The organism is Sorangium sp. So ce836, assembly GCF_028553905.1.
In the GTDB taxonomy this organism is placed as follows: domain Bacteria; phylum Myxococcota_A; class Polyangia; order Polyangiales; family Polyangiaceae; genus Sorangium; species Sorangium cellulosum_D.
Genome location: NZ_CP102233.1, coordinates 360,407 through 377,087, shown reverse-complemented (window position 1 = coordinate 377,087; position 16,681 = coordinate 360,407). Strand labels below are relative to the sequence as shown.

At 73.7% G+C, this 16,681-nt stretch carries 9 protein-coding genes; 4 read left to right on the top strand and 5 right to left on the bottom strand.

Annotated features, from left to right (window positions below):
* A complete protein-coding gene (gene mglC, locus NQZ70_RS01425) occupies positions 1-1,044 on the top strand; it encodes a galactose/methyl galactoside ABC transporter permease MglC (RefSeq protein WP_129572614.1) in 1,044 nt (347 codons plus the stop codon).
* Positions 1,045-1,310: 266 nt separating this feature from the next.
* Positions 1,311-2,321, top strand: a complete 1,011-nt coding sequence (locus tag NQZ70_RS01420; RefSeq protein WP_129572613.1) for an aldo/keto reductase — start codon at positions 1,311-1,313, stop codon at positions 2,319-2,321.
* Positions 2,322-2,339: 18 nt separating this feature from the next.
* Here NQZ70_RS01420 and NQZ70_RS01415 read toward each other — a convergent pair whose 3' ends face one another.
* The 4 genes from NQZ70_RS01415 to NQZ70_RS01400 all read right to left on the bottom strand — a co-directional run bounded on the left by NQZ70_RS01415 (position 2,340) and on the right by NQZ70_RS01400 (position 10,852).
* Complete coding sequence (locus NQZ70_RS01415) at positions 2,340-5,621, bottom strand: AAA family ATPase (RefSeq protein WP_129572612.1); 3,282 nt, start codon at positions 5,619-5,621, stop codon at positions 2,340-2,342.
* Between the two features lie 174 nt (positions 5,622-5,795).
* A complete protein-coding gene (locus NQZ70_RS01410) occupies positions 5,796-6,137 on the bottom strand; it encodes a hypothetical protein (RefSeq protein ID WP_129572611.1) in 342 nt (113 codons plus the stop codon).
* A gap of 464 nt (positions 6,138-6,601) precedes the next feature.
* Positions 6,602-9,601 (bottom strand): PEP/pyruvate-binding domain-containing protein, encoded by a 3,000-nt coding sequence (locus NQZ70_RS01405; protein WP_129572610.1) that lies wholly within the window; start codon positions 9,599-9,601, stop codon positions 6,602-6,604.
* A 357-nt stretch (positions 9,602-9,958) separates the two neighbouring features.
* The gene (locus NQZ70_RS01400) at positions 9,959-10,852 is read right to left on the bottom strand and encodes an STAS domain-containing protein (RefSeq protein WP_129572609.1); all 894 of its coding nucleotides are present in this window, start codon (positions 10,850-10,852) and stop codon (positions 9,959-9,961) included.
* Between the two features lie 155 nt (positions 10,853-11,007).
* Here NQZ70_RS01400 and NQZ70_RS01395 point away from each other — a divergent pair, with 155 nt between their 5' ends.
* The gene (locus tag NQZ70_RS01395) at positions 11,008-12,210 is read left to right on the top strand and encodes a LanC-like protein (protein WP_129572608.1); all 1,203 of its coding nucleotides are present in this window, start codon (positions 11,008-11,010) and stop codon (positions 12,208-12,210) included.
* A 197-nt stretch (positions 12,211-12,407) separates the two neighbouring features.
* Entirely contained in the window at positions 12,408-13,832 is a 1,425-nt protein-coding gene (locus NQZ70_RS01390) for a M20 family metallopeptidase (protein WP_129572607.1), read from the top strand.
* 33 nt (positions 13,833-13,865) lie between these two features.
* Here NQZ70_RS01390 and NQZ70_RS01385 read toward each other — a convergent pair whose 3' ends face one another.
* The gene (locus NQZ70_RS01385; RefSeq protein WP_129572606.1) at positions 13,866-16,481 is read right to left on the bottom strand and encodes an ATP-binding protein; all 2,616 of its coding nucleotides are present in this window, start codon (positions 16,479-16,481) and stop codon (positions 13,866-13,868) included.
* Positions 16,482-16,681: the final 200 nt, after the last annotated feature.

The window sequence follows — 16,681 nt, the reverse complement described above, 5'->3', positions numbered from 1 at the left end:
ATGGCAACCAGCAGCGCCGGCGGCGCCGCCCGCGATCGCATGAGGGCAGCTCGAGAGTTCGCCAGCCGGCAGGCGATCTCTCTGGTCCTCCTCCTCCTGGTCCTCGTGATCGGCGTCATGCGGCCCAGCTTCTTGAGCGTGGCCAACCTCATCAACGTCCTCATCATCTCCTCGGTCCGGGTGATCATCGCCCTCGGCGAGGGAGGGGTCCTGATCACGCGCGGTACCGACCTCTCCGCCGGCCGCACGGTGGGGCTCGCCGCCTGCATCGCCGCCTCGCTGCTGCAGCGGCCCGATTACGCGAGCCGGATGTACCCGCACCTCGCCAGCCAGCCGGTGCTCCTGTGCATCGTCGCGGCCGTCAGCGTCGGCGCCGCGGTCGGGCTCATCAACGGGTCGATCGTGGCCTTCCTCAACGTGCCGCCCTTCATCGCCACGCTCGGCACGATGATCATGGCCTACGGCGCCGCGTCGCTCTACGTCGACCGCCCGCCGCTCGGCGCCCAGCCGATCGGCGGCCTGCGGGACGACTTCACCGCCATCGGCACCGGCGCGATCCGCTTCGGCGGCGACTGGGCATTGCCCTACCTCGTCATCATCGCGGCGGTGATCACCGTCGCCATCTGGGTGCTCCTCAACCAGACCCGCCTCGGCAAGAACATCTATGCCATCGGCTCGAGCCGCGAAGCGGCGGTCGTCTCGGGGGTCGACGTCCCGAAGACGCTCCTGCTCGTGTACCTCCTGGCCGGCGCGCTTTACGGCCTCGCCGGGGCGCTCCTCGCGGCGAGGACCGGCGGCGCCACGAACAACTATGGCCTGATGTACGAGCTCGACGCCATCGCGGCCTGCGTCATCGGCGGCGTCTCGACGTCGGGCGGCGTCGGGACCGTCGGCGGCATCCTCACCGGAGTGCTCATCTTCGAGGTGCTCAACAACGGCCTCGTCATCCTCGGGGTGTCCCCTTACTGGCAGCAGATCATCAAGGGCATCATCATCGTGGCGGCCGTCTCCGTCGACATTCGCAAGTACCTGCGGAAGCGCTGAGCCTCTGTCGCCTGGAGCGCCAGGCACGATCCCGGGCGACGCGGCGCTGGCCCGAGCGGCCCCGGCCCCGCCGGGGAACGGCAGGAACGCCGGGGAACGGCGGGCCCTCCGGCGCGGCCGGGGCCTCGAGGATCGCCCGGGTTACGTCCGTTCCTCGCCAGGTTACGCCCCTCGGGTGGCGCCTGCGCGGCTCGAGGCGGGCGGCCCGGGAGACGGCGTGCGCCGGTGCGGTCCCGATACGGCACCTCGAGCCAGGAGAGCGCACGATGAAGGTCGTCGAGCTGGGTAACACGGGGCAGAAGGTGAGCCAGCTGAGCCTGGGCTGCATGCTGATGGGCACGCTGACGAGCGAGGAGGAGTCGCGGCAGATGCTCGATCGCTACCTCGAGCGGGGCGGCAATTTCCTGGACACCGCCAACTGTTACGGCTGGTTCTTTCGACGGGGCAGCCACGGCGGCGAGAGCGAGGCGGTGCTGGGGCGCTGGCTCGCGCAGCGCGGCAACCGCGGGCAGGTGTTCCTCGCGACCAAGGGCGCGGCGATGGTGCGGACCCCCGACGCGCACTGGCGCGAGGGCGGCGAGGTCGACTGGACGAGCGCGCGCCGCGACTTCGAGGGCGCCGGCCGCGAGACGCTCGAGCGCGCCCTGGAGGCGAGCCTGCGCCGGCTGCAGACGGACTACGTGGACCTGTACTACGTGCACGTCGACGATCGGGTGACCCCGCTCGACGAGACGCTCGAGGCGCTCGCCCGGCTGGTGAAGGCGGGCAAGGCGCGGTTCATCGGCTGGTCGAACGTGCGCACCTGGCGCCTCGAGCGCATCCGCCAGCGCTGCGCGGCCGAGGGCTGGCCCGCGCCGGTCGCGCTGCAGCAGCAGCACTCCTACCTCCGCCGGCGCCAGGGCCTCGAGCACGCGTCGATCGTGGACGACGAGCAGCTCGACTACCTGCGCGAGCACCCGGACCTGTCGCTGGTCGCGTACTCGCCCATCCTGAAGGGGATCTACGACAGCGCCGAAAAGCGGCAGGGCCACTGGGCCATGCAGCCCTACCTCGGCAGCGACAGCGACGCGCGCCTCGCGGCCGTCGCCGCGATCGCGCGGCGGCTCGAGGTGCTGCCGCACCAGCTGGTGCTCGCGTGGCTGGTGCACCAGCGCGCCCCCCGCGTCGTCCCGCTCGTGGGGCCGCGGACGCTCGAGCAGCTCGAGCAGAACCTGCGCGCCGTGAACCTGGAGCTCTCGCCCGAGCTCTGCGCGGAGCTCGACCGTGCGAGCGGCTGAGCGGCGCGGCGAGGGCGCTCAAGTCGGGGGGGTGTAGACGCAGTGGACGCCGGTGCGCAGCGCCGCCTCGAGCTCGTCGGCGATGGCGGGGCTCGCGGCGCGGATGCGGCGCAGCGCGAGCGTCAGGCGGCGGCGGACGTTGACGCGCGCGCGCTCGACCGCCGAGGCGCCGCGCCGCGCGCGGCCGCCGAGGCCGAGGCCGCGCGAGAGCTCCCGGGTCACCGCCTCGAGCTCCGCGGCGAGCCGCTCGCGGCGGCCGAGATCGTTGAAACCCGCGGCTTCCTCGATCTCGGCGCGCAGCTCGCGCACCCGCGCCTGGTACTCGGCGAGGGCCCGCGCGTCGTGGATCTCGCCCGCGTCGCCGGGATCGACGCCCGCGGGGCTGCCCGAGAGCTCGAGCACGTGGAGCTCTCGGCCGGGCTCGTCCACGAGCTGCGCCAGCATGCGCATGCCGCGGCTGTCCTGCACGCGGCACAGGGCGCCCGCGGCGCTGACGGTCCAGTACTCGCCCTCCCGGACGAGCCGCAGCGGCTCGGTGCGCCCGGGGCGAGCGCGGGCCGGCGCAGGGTCGGCTGGGACGAGCGGCGCGAGCGGCGCGGGCCGCGCGCCCTCGAGCCCGGCGAGCGCCCGGCGGCAGCGCTCCTCGAGCGCGCTCAGGCCGACCTCGCTCGCGAGCGCCGCGGCCCGCTCGAGCCGCTCCCGGGCGCTCGCCGCGAGCGCGTCGCGGTCGCCGGCCCCTGCCGTGCGCCGGCGCGCGAGCGCGACGCGGGCGTGATCGTGGTGGACGCGCGCCGCGAGGGGCCGCGCGCCCAGCCGCTCGGCGGCGGCGAGGGCCGCGCGGGCGTGCCGCTCGGCGTCCTCCCAGCGCGACAGCACGGCGCTCAGGTTGAGCAGGGCGATGTCGACCAGCCCGTGCAGCGAGAACGCGGTCGTGGTCAGCACGAACGCCGTCCCGGCCGACGGGGCGAGCTCGTCGTAGAGCGCCCGCGCCCAGGGCGCGTCCCCCAGCGCGCACGCGATCTCGACGGCCAGCTCCGGCATGTGGATGTACCCGGCGACGCTCGGGTCGTCCGGCCCGGGGCCGCCGCGCGGGGGCCCGGGACGCCGCAGGAAGCCCGCGTAGCCGCGCGCGCACAGCCCGTCGAGCGCCGCGCGCGCGGGCCCTTCCTGGCCTCGCCAGCTCGCGAGCAGCGCCGTGAACAGGAGCACGGCGGCGCTGTCGGGCGCCCGGCTCGAGAGCTCGCCCAGGAAGCGCTCGAGGCGCTCGGGGTCGTAGCGCCCGAGCGCGCGCGAGAGCGGCCGGGCGGGGACGAGCCTCGCGCCTTCCGCGTCGCCCTGATCGCGGATGCGGCGCGCCTCGTTCTCCAACTGCACGGCGCGCTCGAGGTCGCCCTGCCACTCGGCGCGCATCGACCGGAACATGGCGGGCACCCAGCCGTAGCGCGGCTGGCCGAGCTCGCCCGCGAGCGCCTCGCAGCGGCCGAGCGCGCCCTCGAAGCCGCCCGCGTCGAGCAGCTCGGCGCGATCGAAGGCGAGGCGCTGCGCCGCGAGCAGCGCGCGCGGGCCGTCGCCGAGCGAGACCGCGAGCTCGAGCGCCTCGGCGTTCAGGCCGGCGCGCTCCTCGGGCGGCGCGAAGTCCATCAGGGCGCCGAGCGCGGCGTGGATGACCGAGAGCGAGAGCCCGGGATCGTCGAAGCGCCGCGCCATGGCGATGGCGCTCCGGGCGAGGTCCATCGGCCCTCGCGGATCGAGCTCGGGCTGGCGCGCGCTGGCGAGCCGCGCGCTGACCCGGGCCGCGAGCGGGCTGTCGCCCGGCGGCAGGAGCGCGAGCGCCTCGCCGAGCAGGCGCGCGACCTCGCGATCGGCGGCGCCGGCGCGGCTCTCCGCGCCGAGCGCGAGCGCGGCGCGCGCGAGCAGCGCCCCGTCCCCCCGGGCCCGCGCGAGCTCGACGGCCCTGCCGCACGCGGCCTCGGCGCTCGCTCGCTGCTCGGCGCGCGCCAGCGCCTCGACGTGCGCGACGAGCAGCTCCCCCTGCCGCGCCGGATCGACGGGCGAGGCGAGGGCCTCGGCCGCGAGCGCCCGCTCGTAGAGCGCGGCGGCGTCCGCGAAGGCGAGGCGCGCCATGGCGAGGCGCGCGGCGCGCTCGGCGGCGCGCGTGGCCCGCGGCGCCGACGCGACGCCCGCCTCGAGCCAGTGGCGCGCGATCTCGTGGAGGGGCGCGGCCGGGTCGCCCTCATGGCGGGCCTCCAGGGCCTCGGCGGCGCGCCGGTGCAGGAGCGCGCGCCGCGCCGGGGGCAGCTCCTGCACCAGCGTCTCGGCCACGAGGGCGTGCGAGAAGCGGTAACGGCCCGGGCTCACCGGCGCGAGCACGCCGAGGGCGCACGCCTCGTGCGCCGCGGCCTCGAGCTCCGCGGCGGGCCGCTCGAGCAGGGCCGCCACGAGGGGCAGCCCGAACTCCCGCCCGACCAGCGCCGCGGCGCGCAGCGCCTCGCGGTGGCTCGCCTCGAGGGCGGCGAGGCGCTCGCCGACGAGCGCGCGCAGCGTGCCCGGCAGCGCCGCGGCGGGCGCGGGCAGCCGCAGGAGCTCGCTCACGAAGAGCGGGTTGCCGTCGCTCGCCGCGTGGATCCGGCGCGCCGCGCCCGGGTCGTCGTCGCCCGTGGTCTGCTCGATCCAGCGCCTCACGTCGCCCTCGGACAGGCGCTCGAGCCCGAGGTGATCGCAGAGGCGCGCGAGCCGCGAGAGGCGCCGCTCGATCTCCGGCCGGCGGCCGTCGACGTCGCGCCGGCTGCCGAAGAGCGCGACGCGCTCGGCGTGCAGGCCCCGCGCGACGAACTCCATGAGCTCGAGCGACGAGGGGTCGACGGCGTGGAGATCGTCGAAGAAGAGCGCGATCGGCTCCTCGCGCGCGTGCGCCGAGAGGTGGCAGGCGACCGCGTCGTAGAGCTGGAACACGTCCGCGCCGCGCGCGGGCTCCCCGGGCGCGAGCTCGAACAGCAGCCCGCGCAGCCGGCCGGCGAACGCCGCGGGCGCCCGCGGCCGCCCGAGCAGCGCGCGCAGGATCTCGAGCCAGGGCCAGAAGCTCGGCGCCTGACCGAGCTCCCACCCCCGCCCCCACGCGACCGCGAAGCCGCGCGCCCGCGCGCGCTCGGCGAGCTCCTCGAGCAGGCGCGTCTTGCCGATGCCCGGCTCGCCCGCCACGAGGGCGCTCGATCCGCGGCCGGCCAGCGCCGCGCCGAGCAGGTCGTCGAGCAGGCTCAGCTCTCGGTCGCGACCCACCCAGGCTGCCGGACGCAGGACCACGCGCCCACCTTACCACCGGGCGGGCGCGCGCCGGCCCGGCATCGGGTGCGATCGACCCAGGGGAACGCCTGCCATCGCCGGGCGCGCGCCGGCCTTTGCCTTTGCCGGCGGAGCCAGCGCGCGCACCTCAGCTGGAAGCGGTCTCAAGACGTGCCGCGGGACTCCCCGCTACGCTCAGATGCAGATGTCTTCGTATAGGTCGATGCATGCATTGATGAACTGCTCCCAGCTACAGCCGCCGTTATCATGGCACGTCCCCGTCCCGGTACGCGGGTCGACGCAGTAGTCGAGCCACACCCAACAGTATGCGGCGGCGTCGGAGGTCTGGCCGGTCGACTGCGCTTCGGCGGCGGGTCCAGAGGCGGGCCCGCTCCAGCTGCCGAGCGGGTTCTCTGCGGCTTCGCTCGGGTCCAGGCGGACGATCTCCGGCTCCGCAGGCTCTTCGGAGCCCACGCACCCGGCGATGCCCACAGCAGCGATGACGCCAAAGACCGCGAATGCTTGTCGCATCTTCATGACATAGCTCCTGTATCGCAGGCCGTCGTCCAGGGCGCGAGATGCGCGCGTCGCGCCTGCGATGCGGCGAACATAGAAGAGCCTCGTCCGACGTGCAAGACGAAGTATTTATAGATTTCGTCAAGACAGAGCGCGACATGAAGCCACGAGCGGCCATGCGGCAGACTCATCTTGAAGTCTCGCAAGCCGCAGAGCGGCAACAGCCTCATCAATACATCGATGAACCGTCGATAGATATCATTGCCTTCTCGCGAGGATAGCAGAACGCACAAGGACGTTCGTCGCCGGCGAGGGAGCGTGGCGTTCTGCCCTGGACACTACATCGTCGCAATCGACGGTTCGCGGCCGGTTTGCATTTCTTCACATTTCTCCCCCGCAGGCGTCTCGCACGAGCCGCCCGCGGGCGCCGGGCGGCTCGACGAGACCTCCCGCCCCGACGCGGGGCGAGCTCGGGCAGCGCGGTGTCAGTACTCGCGGCAATCGCCCGGCGCAGCGAGCGCGCCGAAGCTGTAGGGCCGCGCCTGCTTGACCAGCAGCCGGCGCTCCGGGCCGATCAGCTTCCACTCGATCTGCATCGCGTAGAGCCGGTTCTCCCCCTTCGGGTCGACCAGCGGCCGGTAATGGTCGTGGATCGACCCGAGCACGCAGCCGAGCCTCTGGACCTCCGGGAATGACAGCACGTCGCGCCCGCGCGTCAGGCTCGAGCGAGCGTGGTACTCCGCCTTGATCGTGCGCGGCGGCGGCGTGTACACGATCTCGTCGCTGGTCACGCCGGGCGCGGGGTTGGTGACCGACGCCTCCCCGATCTGCGCGTTGATGTAATATTGGCTGTCGCGGGTGGCGTCGAGCGCGTTGCGGCTGATGGCCACGCCCTGCGCGCGCTCCGATTGCCAGGCCTGGTGCACCAGCACGGCCATGGCCGCGCGCGCCTGCTCGACGTGGCCGAACTCCCGCTCGTCGTAGGCGCGCGTGTTCCAGAGGCTCGACCAGACCGTCCGCAGCGCGTCCTCGATGGAGCTCGACGCCGCGTCCAGATCGCCGCTCGTCGACGTGTGCAGCCCCGCGCCGTTGAAGGTCGCCAGATCCTCGGTGTTGCTGCTGCTGCGCAGCCGCACGCGGTCGCCGCCGAAGCGCCGTTTGACCGCGGCCTCGACCTCGCTCAGCAGCGCGGGGTCCACCGGGTGCTCCAGCATCCGCGCGCGCACCTCGGCCAGCCCTTCGGCGTGCGCGCGCGGGTCCGCGCGGAACTCGGGGTCCTGCTCGAGCTCGGCCAGGAGCTCCGCCGCGCCGCTCGCCTGGAAATGATCCATGTAATGCGAGAACGGGATCGCGAACGCCGCGGGCGGCACGTACAGCGGAATCAGGTCGGGCGGGCAATACGCCCCCACGCCGCTCACGCGGTACAGCTCGGCCATGCCTGCCGCCTTGGACCCGATGCTGTCGCTCATCGCATAGCTCGCGGCGTCGAGCGACACGATCCCGCGCACGGAGACGTCGAGCGCCGGCGAGAGCCGCTCGCCCTTCGGCTTGCGCGCCTCCCAGTAGGCGTCCGCCTCCTCCGCGGTCGCCTCGCGGAGGTCGAAGTCCGTCGCGCGCACCTCGAGCCGCACCAGCTTGCCGAACAGGCCCTTCAGGCGCTCGTCCTCCCGCGCGCCGCGCAGGGCCATGTTCGGCGTCCCCCGGCCGCGCGCCAGCACGTTCACGTGCGAGAGCGGCGTCTGGAACGCCTCGGTGATGAGGCCGCCCATGAACGCCGTCTCGTTCGGCACATCGTCCGTCACCACGATCACGTTCGGGCCGAGCTCCGCCGTCTCCAGCTCGCGCCCCGGGACGAACGTCAGCGTGCCGAACCCCTCGGCCGGGTTGAGCGGCTGGTAGGTGAGCCCCCGGTACGGCGCGTTCGGCCCCAGGAGCGGCGCGGTCCCCTCGATCGCGCGCATCTCGTTGATCTGGCGCGCCTCGGTGGGCCGGATCGCCCACGCCTCCGGGTCGGGCACCGCCTTCATCACCGCGAAGAACGCGCGCCGCATCTGCGCGCCGACGATCTTGTCGCCGGGGGCGAACTCGACGGTTTTGGCGCCGTTCGTGTGCTCTACCAGCGTGCCGAGGAGGAAGCGGCGCCCCTCGGAGCGGAAGTACTCGGACTGGCTGAACAGCCCCCAGCCGGTGTTGAACTCCGCGGCTTGCTCGGGGTCGCAGCGATCGAGGTGCGGCTCGCGCTGGATCTGCTCGCGGATGAAGGTGTAGTGGAGCGCCCACTTCTCCGTGCTCAGGAGGTGCACGGTGTCGTTCGCGGCCATGTCGACCACGAACTTGACGCCGGCCTCGCCGACCTCGGTGCCGCCCCTGGCCAGCGCGGCGAAATCGCCCGCGGTCTCCAGCCGGCGCGCGCGCCCGCTCGCGAGCGGGCGGCCGGACAGCTCGGCGCAGCCCTCGTTCGCCGCGCCGGGGCTCGCCGCCTCGCAGAAGCGCGGCGCCCCAGTCGCGTCGGGCACGCGGGCCAGCGACGCGCCCTCGGGCCACGCCATGAAGTCGATCCGATCGCTCGGCTCCGGCCGGCCGGCCTGCCACAGCGTCACCACGCCCTCGAAGTCCGGCGAGGCCTCGATCTCGGCGGTGTCCGCCGCGCTCACCGGGACGCTCACGCGCTCCCCGGGCGCGAGCGCGACGGACGGCGCCGGCCACGCGAGCGCCACGCCCGCGCCCTCGGCGGGCGGCGGCTGCCCCGGGGCGAGCGCCGAGAGGCGCAGCGCGAAGCCGTCGAGCGCCACGGCCTCGTCGCTCGCGTTCAGCACCTCGACGAACCCCGCGGGCCGCAGCGACAGCTCCGAGATGACCAGCGGCCCGGCGATGGCCGGGAACGGCTCGGGCCACGGGAAGGGCGCGAACTTGAAGCTGTCGTCGAGGCTCGGCGGCTCCGGCGGATCGCAGCTCTCGCCGTTCTCGCGCTCGGGCGTGGCGTAGCGGCAGATCGACGGCTCGCCCGTCCCGTCGGGCAGGCGCGCGTAGCTCTCGGAGCGCGGCAGCTCCGGCACGTCCATGACGTCGGCCAGCGCGCACGACGGCGACCAGAGCAGCACGCGCGCGCCCGAATTCGAGAGCTTGAACGGCAGGTGCCGCGGGCCCTGCTCGGGCGCGTCGTCGGCCCAGAAGAGCGCCGTCTTGCCCGGCTCGAGCGTCCCCTGCGGCAGCCGCGTCGCCTCGCCGAGCTTCTCCCCCAGGGCGTACTCCCCGAGATCGAGCGCGCGATCGCCGATGTTGACGAGCTCGATGAAATCGTCCGTCTCGCCGATCTCATCGACCCACGCGCCGTCGTTGCCGGTCATCACCTCGTTGATGCGCAGATCGCCGCTCGGCGCGGGCGCGCCGCCCGCAGGGAGCACGAAGTCGCACCTCGTCGACGTCTGCTCCGGCGGCGGATCGGGCGTCTCGCCCGAACAACCGACGAAGGTGGCCAACGACAACAGGCCCGCCCCCACGCGCGCACGGCGCGCGCGACGCGGGCGGCGATCGCGGAAAGAGCTCGCCGTCATGTCTGCCCCGCCAGCATGGCGTATGCCACGCCGGCCGGCGCCTTAGCTAGCGAATAAATCCATGGATATCCGACACTTATACGCCTGGCACAGCGTGCCGTGCGCCGCGTTGTGCCAGGTCCCGCGCCGCGACGACCAGGGCCCGCGCGCAAGGCGCCAACGGCGCCAAGATAGCACCTTCTTCTTGGCGTCCTGGTGCCTTGGCGGTCTCGAGACTCTGCTCGTTTCAGGCAGCTTCAACTCGCTTGTCGCTCCAGCTGGAGCAGCAGCCCCCCTCGGCAGCGAGCGTCAAGCCGTCGGCGGCGCCGCCGGCGAGCCCGCCGCGGTCGCGAACGCGATCCCGCTCTGAAGATCGCGTCGGACCACGACGCCGCCGAGCTCGATGTCGAGGCCGACGATGGCCCGCGACACCTCGGGCCGGATGCCCGTCAGGACGACCTGCGCCCCGAGCAGCCGGACCGCCCGCGCCACCTGCAGGAGCGCGCTGGCCGAGGCCGTGTCGATGTGCGGCACGCCCGTGACGTCGACGATCGCCACCCGCGCCTGCCGCTCGACCACCTTGCCCAGCAGGTTCTCCATGATCTGCTGCGCCCGCGCCGCGTCCAGCACGCCCACGAGCGGCAGCACGAGGACGCCCTGGCTGATGGGCACGATGGGCGTCGACAGCTCCAGCAGCGTCTTCGCCTGCATCCGGAGCGTATCCTCGAGCCGCTTTCGCTCGGTGACCACCTCGGTGAACAGCATGATCCCGCCGATCTCGCCGCTCGTCGTGTGCCACGGGAAGATCTTCCAGCGCACCCAGTCGACGTGCCCGTCGCTCCGCGGGAAGGCCTCCTCATCATTGCTCTCCGAGGCCCCCGCGAGGCACCGCCGGTGGACCGCCCTCCAGTGCTCGGGGATGTCAGGGAAGAGCTCATAATGGCTCCGGCCGATGATCTCTCGCTCTTTCAAGCCGTAATCCACCAGCCATCGGCTACTGGCCAGGACGTAGCGCATGTCCCGATCGAGCATGACCACCGCGGCCGGTGTATAGGTAACGAAGAGGCGCACATGCTCCTCGCTCCGGCGCAGCGCCTCCCGGAGGCGATCCCGCTCCTCCTCGGCTTGCTCCAGCTCCCGGATGCGCTGCCTCAGCTGCTGGTTCTCCGCGACGATGTCGCTGCAATCCGCCTCGAATGCCATCCGTTCTCCCGGCTCTATTCCGCCCTGTATATCAAAGAAGCGTGTAGCCGGGCCAACCGTGCGACGCGGCGCGCGCCGCGGCGCCCCGGGCGTCGCGCTCGGCGTCGCTGCTATCCTGGGCCGCGCCGCCGCGCCGTCGCGGCGCGAAAGGCCGCATGATCCTCTACGATCCGACACGCCACATCACGCTGCCGCCCGAGCCCTGGACCCCCGGGCGGGCGCGGGCGTGGCTCGAGCGATGGGCCGCGGACGCGCTGGCCGCCCGGGGCCCGCACGGCTGGCCGGTGCATCCCCGCGACGCCGAGGACGCCCCGGGCCCGGGCGCGCCCCTCCCGTACCAGGGCCTCTACTTCGGCGCGTGCGGCGTCTGGCTCACCCTCGCCCGCGCGGCGGCGGCGGGCTTCTGCGAGCTGCCGATGAGCCTGCCGGATATCTTCGACGAGGTGCTCGAGGCGTACCTCCGCTCGCCCGACGACGGCCAGCGCGTGCCGTCGTGGTTCCTCGGCGAGAGCGCCCTGCTGACGATGTGCTGTCTGGCTCGGCCGGACGCGCGCAAGGCCGATCGCCTGGCCGAGATCGTCCGCGACAACCGCGACAACCCCGCGCGCGAGGCGCTGTGGGGCGCGCCCGGGACGATGCTCGCGGCGCTGTTCCTGCACGAGACGACCGGGGACGAGCGCTGGGCAGCGCTGATCCGCGACAGCGCAGCGGCGCTGTGGGAGAGCTGGACGCACGACGAGGCCCTGGACGTCTGGCTGTGGGAGCAGGACCTGTACGGCCGCCGGGTCCGCTATCTCGGCGCCGCGCACGGGTGGGCCGGCAACCTCTACGCGCTCTGGCGCGCCCACGCCCTGCTGAGCCCGGAGCAGCGATCGCAGCTGCGCGCGCGGACGCTGGAGGGGCTCGTCCGCCTGGCGGCGATCGACGGCGAGCTCGCCAACTGGCCCGCGCACGCGGGGCCGCCGTCGAAGCCGCTCTTGCAGTGGTGCCACGGCGCGCCCGGGATCATCACCTCGCTGCGCCACGCGGCGCTGCCCGAGGCGCTGCCGCTGCTCCTGAAGGGCGCGCGGTCGATCGCGGCCGCCGGGCCGCTGGCGAAGGGCGTGGCCCTCTGCCACGGCACCGACGGCAACGGCGCCGCCCTGCTCGAGATCTACCGGCGCACGCAGGACGCCTCCTGGCTCGATCGCGCCCGCGAGCTCGCCATGTGGGCCGTCGCGCAGTCCGAGGCCGAGCGCCGCCGGGTCGGCCAGTGGCGCTACAGCCTGTGGACCGGGGACGCCGGGCTCGCCTGCGTTCTGCTCGACTGCCTCGACGGGCGCAGCCGCGGCATGCCGGGGATCGACAGCATGTGGTGAGCGCCTCCAGCCCGGCTCGCCCCGCGCGCCCGGACGGCGGCCTCCCCGGCGCGGCGCGGAGCCCGTCCGCCCGCCCGCGATCCGCGCCGCCGCGCGCAGGACCTGCCAGATCTCCCCTCTCGGCGGTACATCCGCCCCACCGGCGCTGTAGAGTCGGTCCCGGAGATCACCGCCGTCCTCAACCCCTGGAGAGGTCCATGCTGACGAAGCTCGACGAGAGTGAAGCCGTCGCGTCCTGCGAGCGCTGCTGGGAGCAGGAGATCGTCCCCGCGCTGCACGACTACATCCGCATCCCCAACAAGTCGCCGGCCTTCGACCCCGCCTGGCGCGAGAACGGCCACATGGACAAGGCGGCGTCGCTCCTCGCCGCCTGGTGCAAGGCGCAGCCGATCCCCGGGCTCACGGTGGAGGTCGTGCGCCTCGAGAACCGCACGCCGGTCATCCTGATGGAGGTGCCGGGCAGGCGCGACGACACGGTGCTCCTCTACGGCCACCTCGACAAGCAGCCCGAGATGACGGGCTGGCGGCAGGGGCTCGGCCCCTGGGAGCCGGTGCGCGAGGGCGACCGGCTCTACGGCCGCGGCGGCGCCGACGACGGCTACTCGGGCTTCGCGTCGCTCGCCGCGCTGCGCCTCCTGCACGAGCAGGGGCTCCCGCACGCGCGCTGCGTGGTGCTCATCGAGGGCTGCGAGGAGAGCGGCAGCCCGGACCTGCCGGCCTACATCGACGCGCTCGCGGACCGCATCGGCAAGCCGAGCCTGGTCGTGTGCCTCGACTCCGGCTGCGGCAACTACGACCAGCTCTGGACCACGACGTCGCTCCGCGGGCTCCTCCAGGGCACGCTCGAGGTGAGCATCCTGCGCGAGGGCGTGCACTCGGGCGTGGGCAGCGGCGTCGTGCCCTCGAGCTTCCGGATCCTGCGGCAGCTGCTGTCGCGCATCGAGGACGAGCGGACCGGGCGCGTCCTCGTGGACGCGCTGCACGTCGAGATCCCGAAGGAGCGCGTCGAGCAGGCGCGGGCCGCGGCCGAGGTCCTGGGCGCGACGGTCGTGAGCGAGCTGCCGTGGGTGCAGGGCGCCGGGCCGGTGACCGGCGACGTGGCCGAGCTCCTCCTGAACCGCACCTGGCGCCCCGCGCTCTCCGTGACCGGCGCCGACGGCCTCCCGCCCATCGCCAGCGCGGGCAACGTGCTGCGCCCGTTCACGCGGGCGAAGCTCTCGATGCGCATCCCGCCGCGCGTCGACCCGAGGAAGGCGGCGGCGGCCCTGAAGCAGGCGCTGGAGCAGGACCCGCCGTACGGCGCCGAGGTCCGGTTCCGCGTGAGCGAGCCGTCGCCCGGGTGGGACGCGCCGGCGACGGCGCCCTGGCTGGAGGCGGCGGTGCGCAAGGCGTCGCAGGCGTACTTCGGCCGGCCGGCGATGGGGATCGGCGAGGGCGGGACGATCCCCTTCATGGCGATGCTCGGGGAGAAGTTCCCCGAGGCGCAGTTCCTCATCACCGGCGTGCTCGGGCCGCAATCGAACGCGCACGGGCCGAACGAGTTCCTTCACCTCGGCATGGGGAAGAAGCTGACCTGCTGCGTGGCGAGCGTGATCGCCGACCACGCCGCGCGGCCGCGCTGAGGGCCGGCGGCCGCGCCCGGCGCCGCGGCGCCCTCAGCGGCCGCGCGCGCCCGCGCCGTGGGCGGCGGCGAACGTGAGCACGACGCGGGCCCCGCCCTCGCGGCCCTCCTCGATCCGGATGGATCCGCCGAAGCTCTTCATCCGGTTCGCCGAGAAGTGCAGCCCGATGCCGTTCGCGCCCTCCCGGGTCGTGAACCCGTATTGAAACACCTGCATCCGCGCGCCCTCGGGGATGCCAGGCCCGTTGTCCTCCACGGCGCAGCACACCTCGGCCCCGTCCTGCCACGTCGAGATCTCGATCCAGGGCTCGAGCGCCTCCGCCTCGCCGAGCGCGGCCCGCGCGTTGTCGAGCAGGTTGTAGAGGATGGTCAAGAGATCGTGGCGGTTCGCCACCACGTCGTCGACCGGCCGCAGATCGAGCTGCAGCGCGACGCGCGCGTTCACGAGCGCCACCCCGTGCGCGTGCAGCGACTCGTGGATCACCTCGCTCACGGAGAGCCGCTCGGTGCGGTACGCGTTCCTGTACGCGTACCTCTCCTGCGCGCGGATGGCGTCGCGGATGACGTCGAGCTGCTCGCGCAGGCGCTCGACGTCCGCCGCCGTCTCCGCCTGCTCCTGCTCCAGCGCGGCGAGCGCCAGCTCCACGTAGCGACGCAGGCTCTCGCTGCGCGGCTCGCCCGCCGGCTCGGCGAGGTCCGGGCCGCCGCCCGCGAGCAGCTCGCCGAGGGCCCTCGAGAGCCGCGGCAGCCGCGACCTCGCGAGGCGATCCCGCACCAGATCGGCCGTGATCCCGGCGCTGCTCAGCGTGTTGCCCGCGCTGTGGAGGACGTCCATCGCGACCTGCGCCATGCCCGAGTGCCGCGCGATCTCGGCCTGCTCCGCGCCGAGCTGCTGGTACGACCGGTAGAGCCGCACCATCGACCGCACGCGCGCGAGCAGCTCCCGCGGCGCGAACGGCTTCACCAGGTACTCGTCGGCGCCGCCGTCGAGCCCCGACGCGATCGCCTCGTCGTCCGCGCGGGCGGTGACCAGGATGACCGGCACGTGGCGCAGCACGGGGTGCGCCTTCAGCCAGGCGGTGAGCTCGATGCCCGACATCCGCGGCATCATCACGTCGGAGACGATGACCTGCGGGGGCGAGCGCTCGATCAGCTCCTGCGCCTCGAGGCCGTTCTGCGCCTCCACGAGGCGGTAGCTCGGGGATAGCAGCGCGCGCATGAACTGGCGCATGTCCGGGTTGTCGTCGACGAGCAGGAGCAGCGGCCTGTCCGCCTCCGCGCCCGGCCCCGCGGCGCGCGTGGCCCCCGGCGGGCGGCTCGACCTGCGCGCGGCGCGCGGCGCGCCGGCGTCCGGCCCCTGCCCCGCCTGCTCGGGCGCGGCCTCCACGGGCGGCAGCGAGCTCAGCCAGCGCCGCGTCTGCGCGGCGCTGTTCTCGCTGCGCGACCTCGGCTCCGTGTCCTGCGGCGCGCCGTCCTCGTCCGTCCGCGGCAGGCGCACGCGGACCGTCGTCCCCTGGCCGAGCTCGCTCTCGATGGCGACCGCGCCGCGCATGAGCTCCGCGAACTGCTTGACCAGCGAGAGCCCGAGCCCGGTGCCCTCGTACCGCCGCGTCACCGAGCCGTCGACCTGGGTGAACTTCGAGAACAGCTTGCCGAGCTCGTGCCGCGGGATGCCGATCCCCTCGTCGCGCACGCTGAGCTCGAACGACGCGTCGTCGAGCGCGCGCAGGGAGACCTCGACGTGCCCGCCGGGGTGGGAGAACTTCAGCGCATTGCTGATGAGGTTGAGCAGGATGCGCTCGTACTTGTAGCGATCCAGGAGGACCACGCCGAGCGCGTCGCCGGTCATCGACAGGGTGCGGCCGCGGGCCACCGCGCTCGGCCGGATGTCGCTCAGCATCAGCGAGGTGAACCGGTTAACATCCACCGGCTCCCAGTCGACCTCCATGCGCGCCGCCTCCGCCTTGGAGAAGTCGAGCAGGTCGCTCACCACGTTGAGGAGCCGCGCCGTGTTGCGGCGGATGAGCTCCAGCTCGTCGCGCACGTCGCCCGGCAGGGCCGTGTGCTGGGCCTCGAGGAGCCGCTCCAGCGGGGACAGAATCAGGGTGAGGGGCGTGCGCAGCTCGTGGCTCACCGCGGCGAGGAAGTCGCTCTTGGCGTTGTTGGCGCGCTCCGCCTCGTCCTTGGCGCGCTCCGCCTCGTCCTTGGCGCGGGCGAGCGCCATCTCGGTGAGCTTGCGGTCGGTGATGTCGGTCCAGGAGCCGAGGATGCCGAACACCTCGCCGTTGTCGTCCTTGAGCGGCACCTTGCAGGTGAGCAGGTACCGGGTGCTGCCGTCGGCCTGGCGCTGGGTCTCCTCGATGTTCAGCATCGGCTCGCCGGACGCCATGACGGCCTTGTCGACGCGGATGTAGTGCTCGGCCTCCTCGCGGGTCCAGGGCAGGTCGTAGTCGGTGAGGCCGATGATGTCCTCGGCGCGGCTCAGCCCCGCGCCCCGGGCGCTCATCTCGTTGGTGCCGAGGTAGACGCAGTCGCGGTCCTTCCACCAGATGCTGTAAGGGAACGTCGAGATGATGTGCCGTAAGAGCTGCTCTTGCCGGGCCCCCGGCAGGAGCGGCGGCGTGCGCTTTCTATCTTTCGGATCCGACATAGGAAGGCCGTGACGACGGGCGGAGCTTTCCGTGGCTGTCCGCCCGGCGCTCCTGGCCGGCGGCCGCCACGCGACCTCCCCTGCAATCTGGCCGCTCCGCGTGCCGCCGGGGATGCACCTCAGACCCGGTGAGCATCCTATCTCACGCCGCGGGCGCGGCGCAAACCATCGGCCTCGGCGGCGGGGCCTCGCCGAGGGCG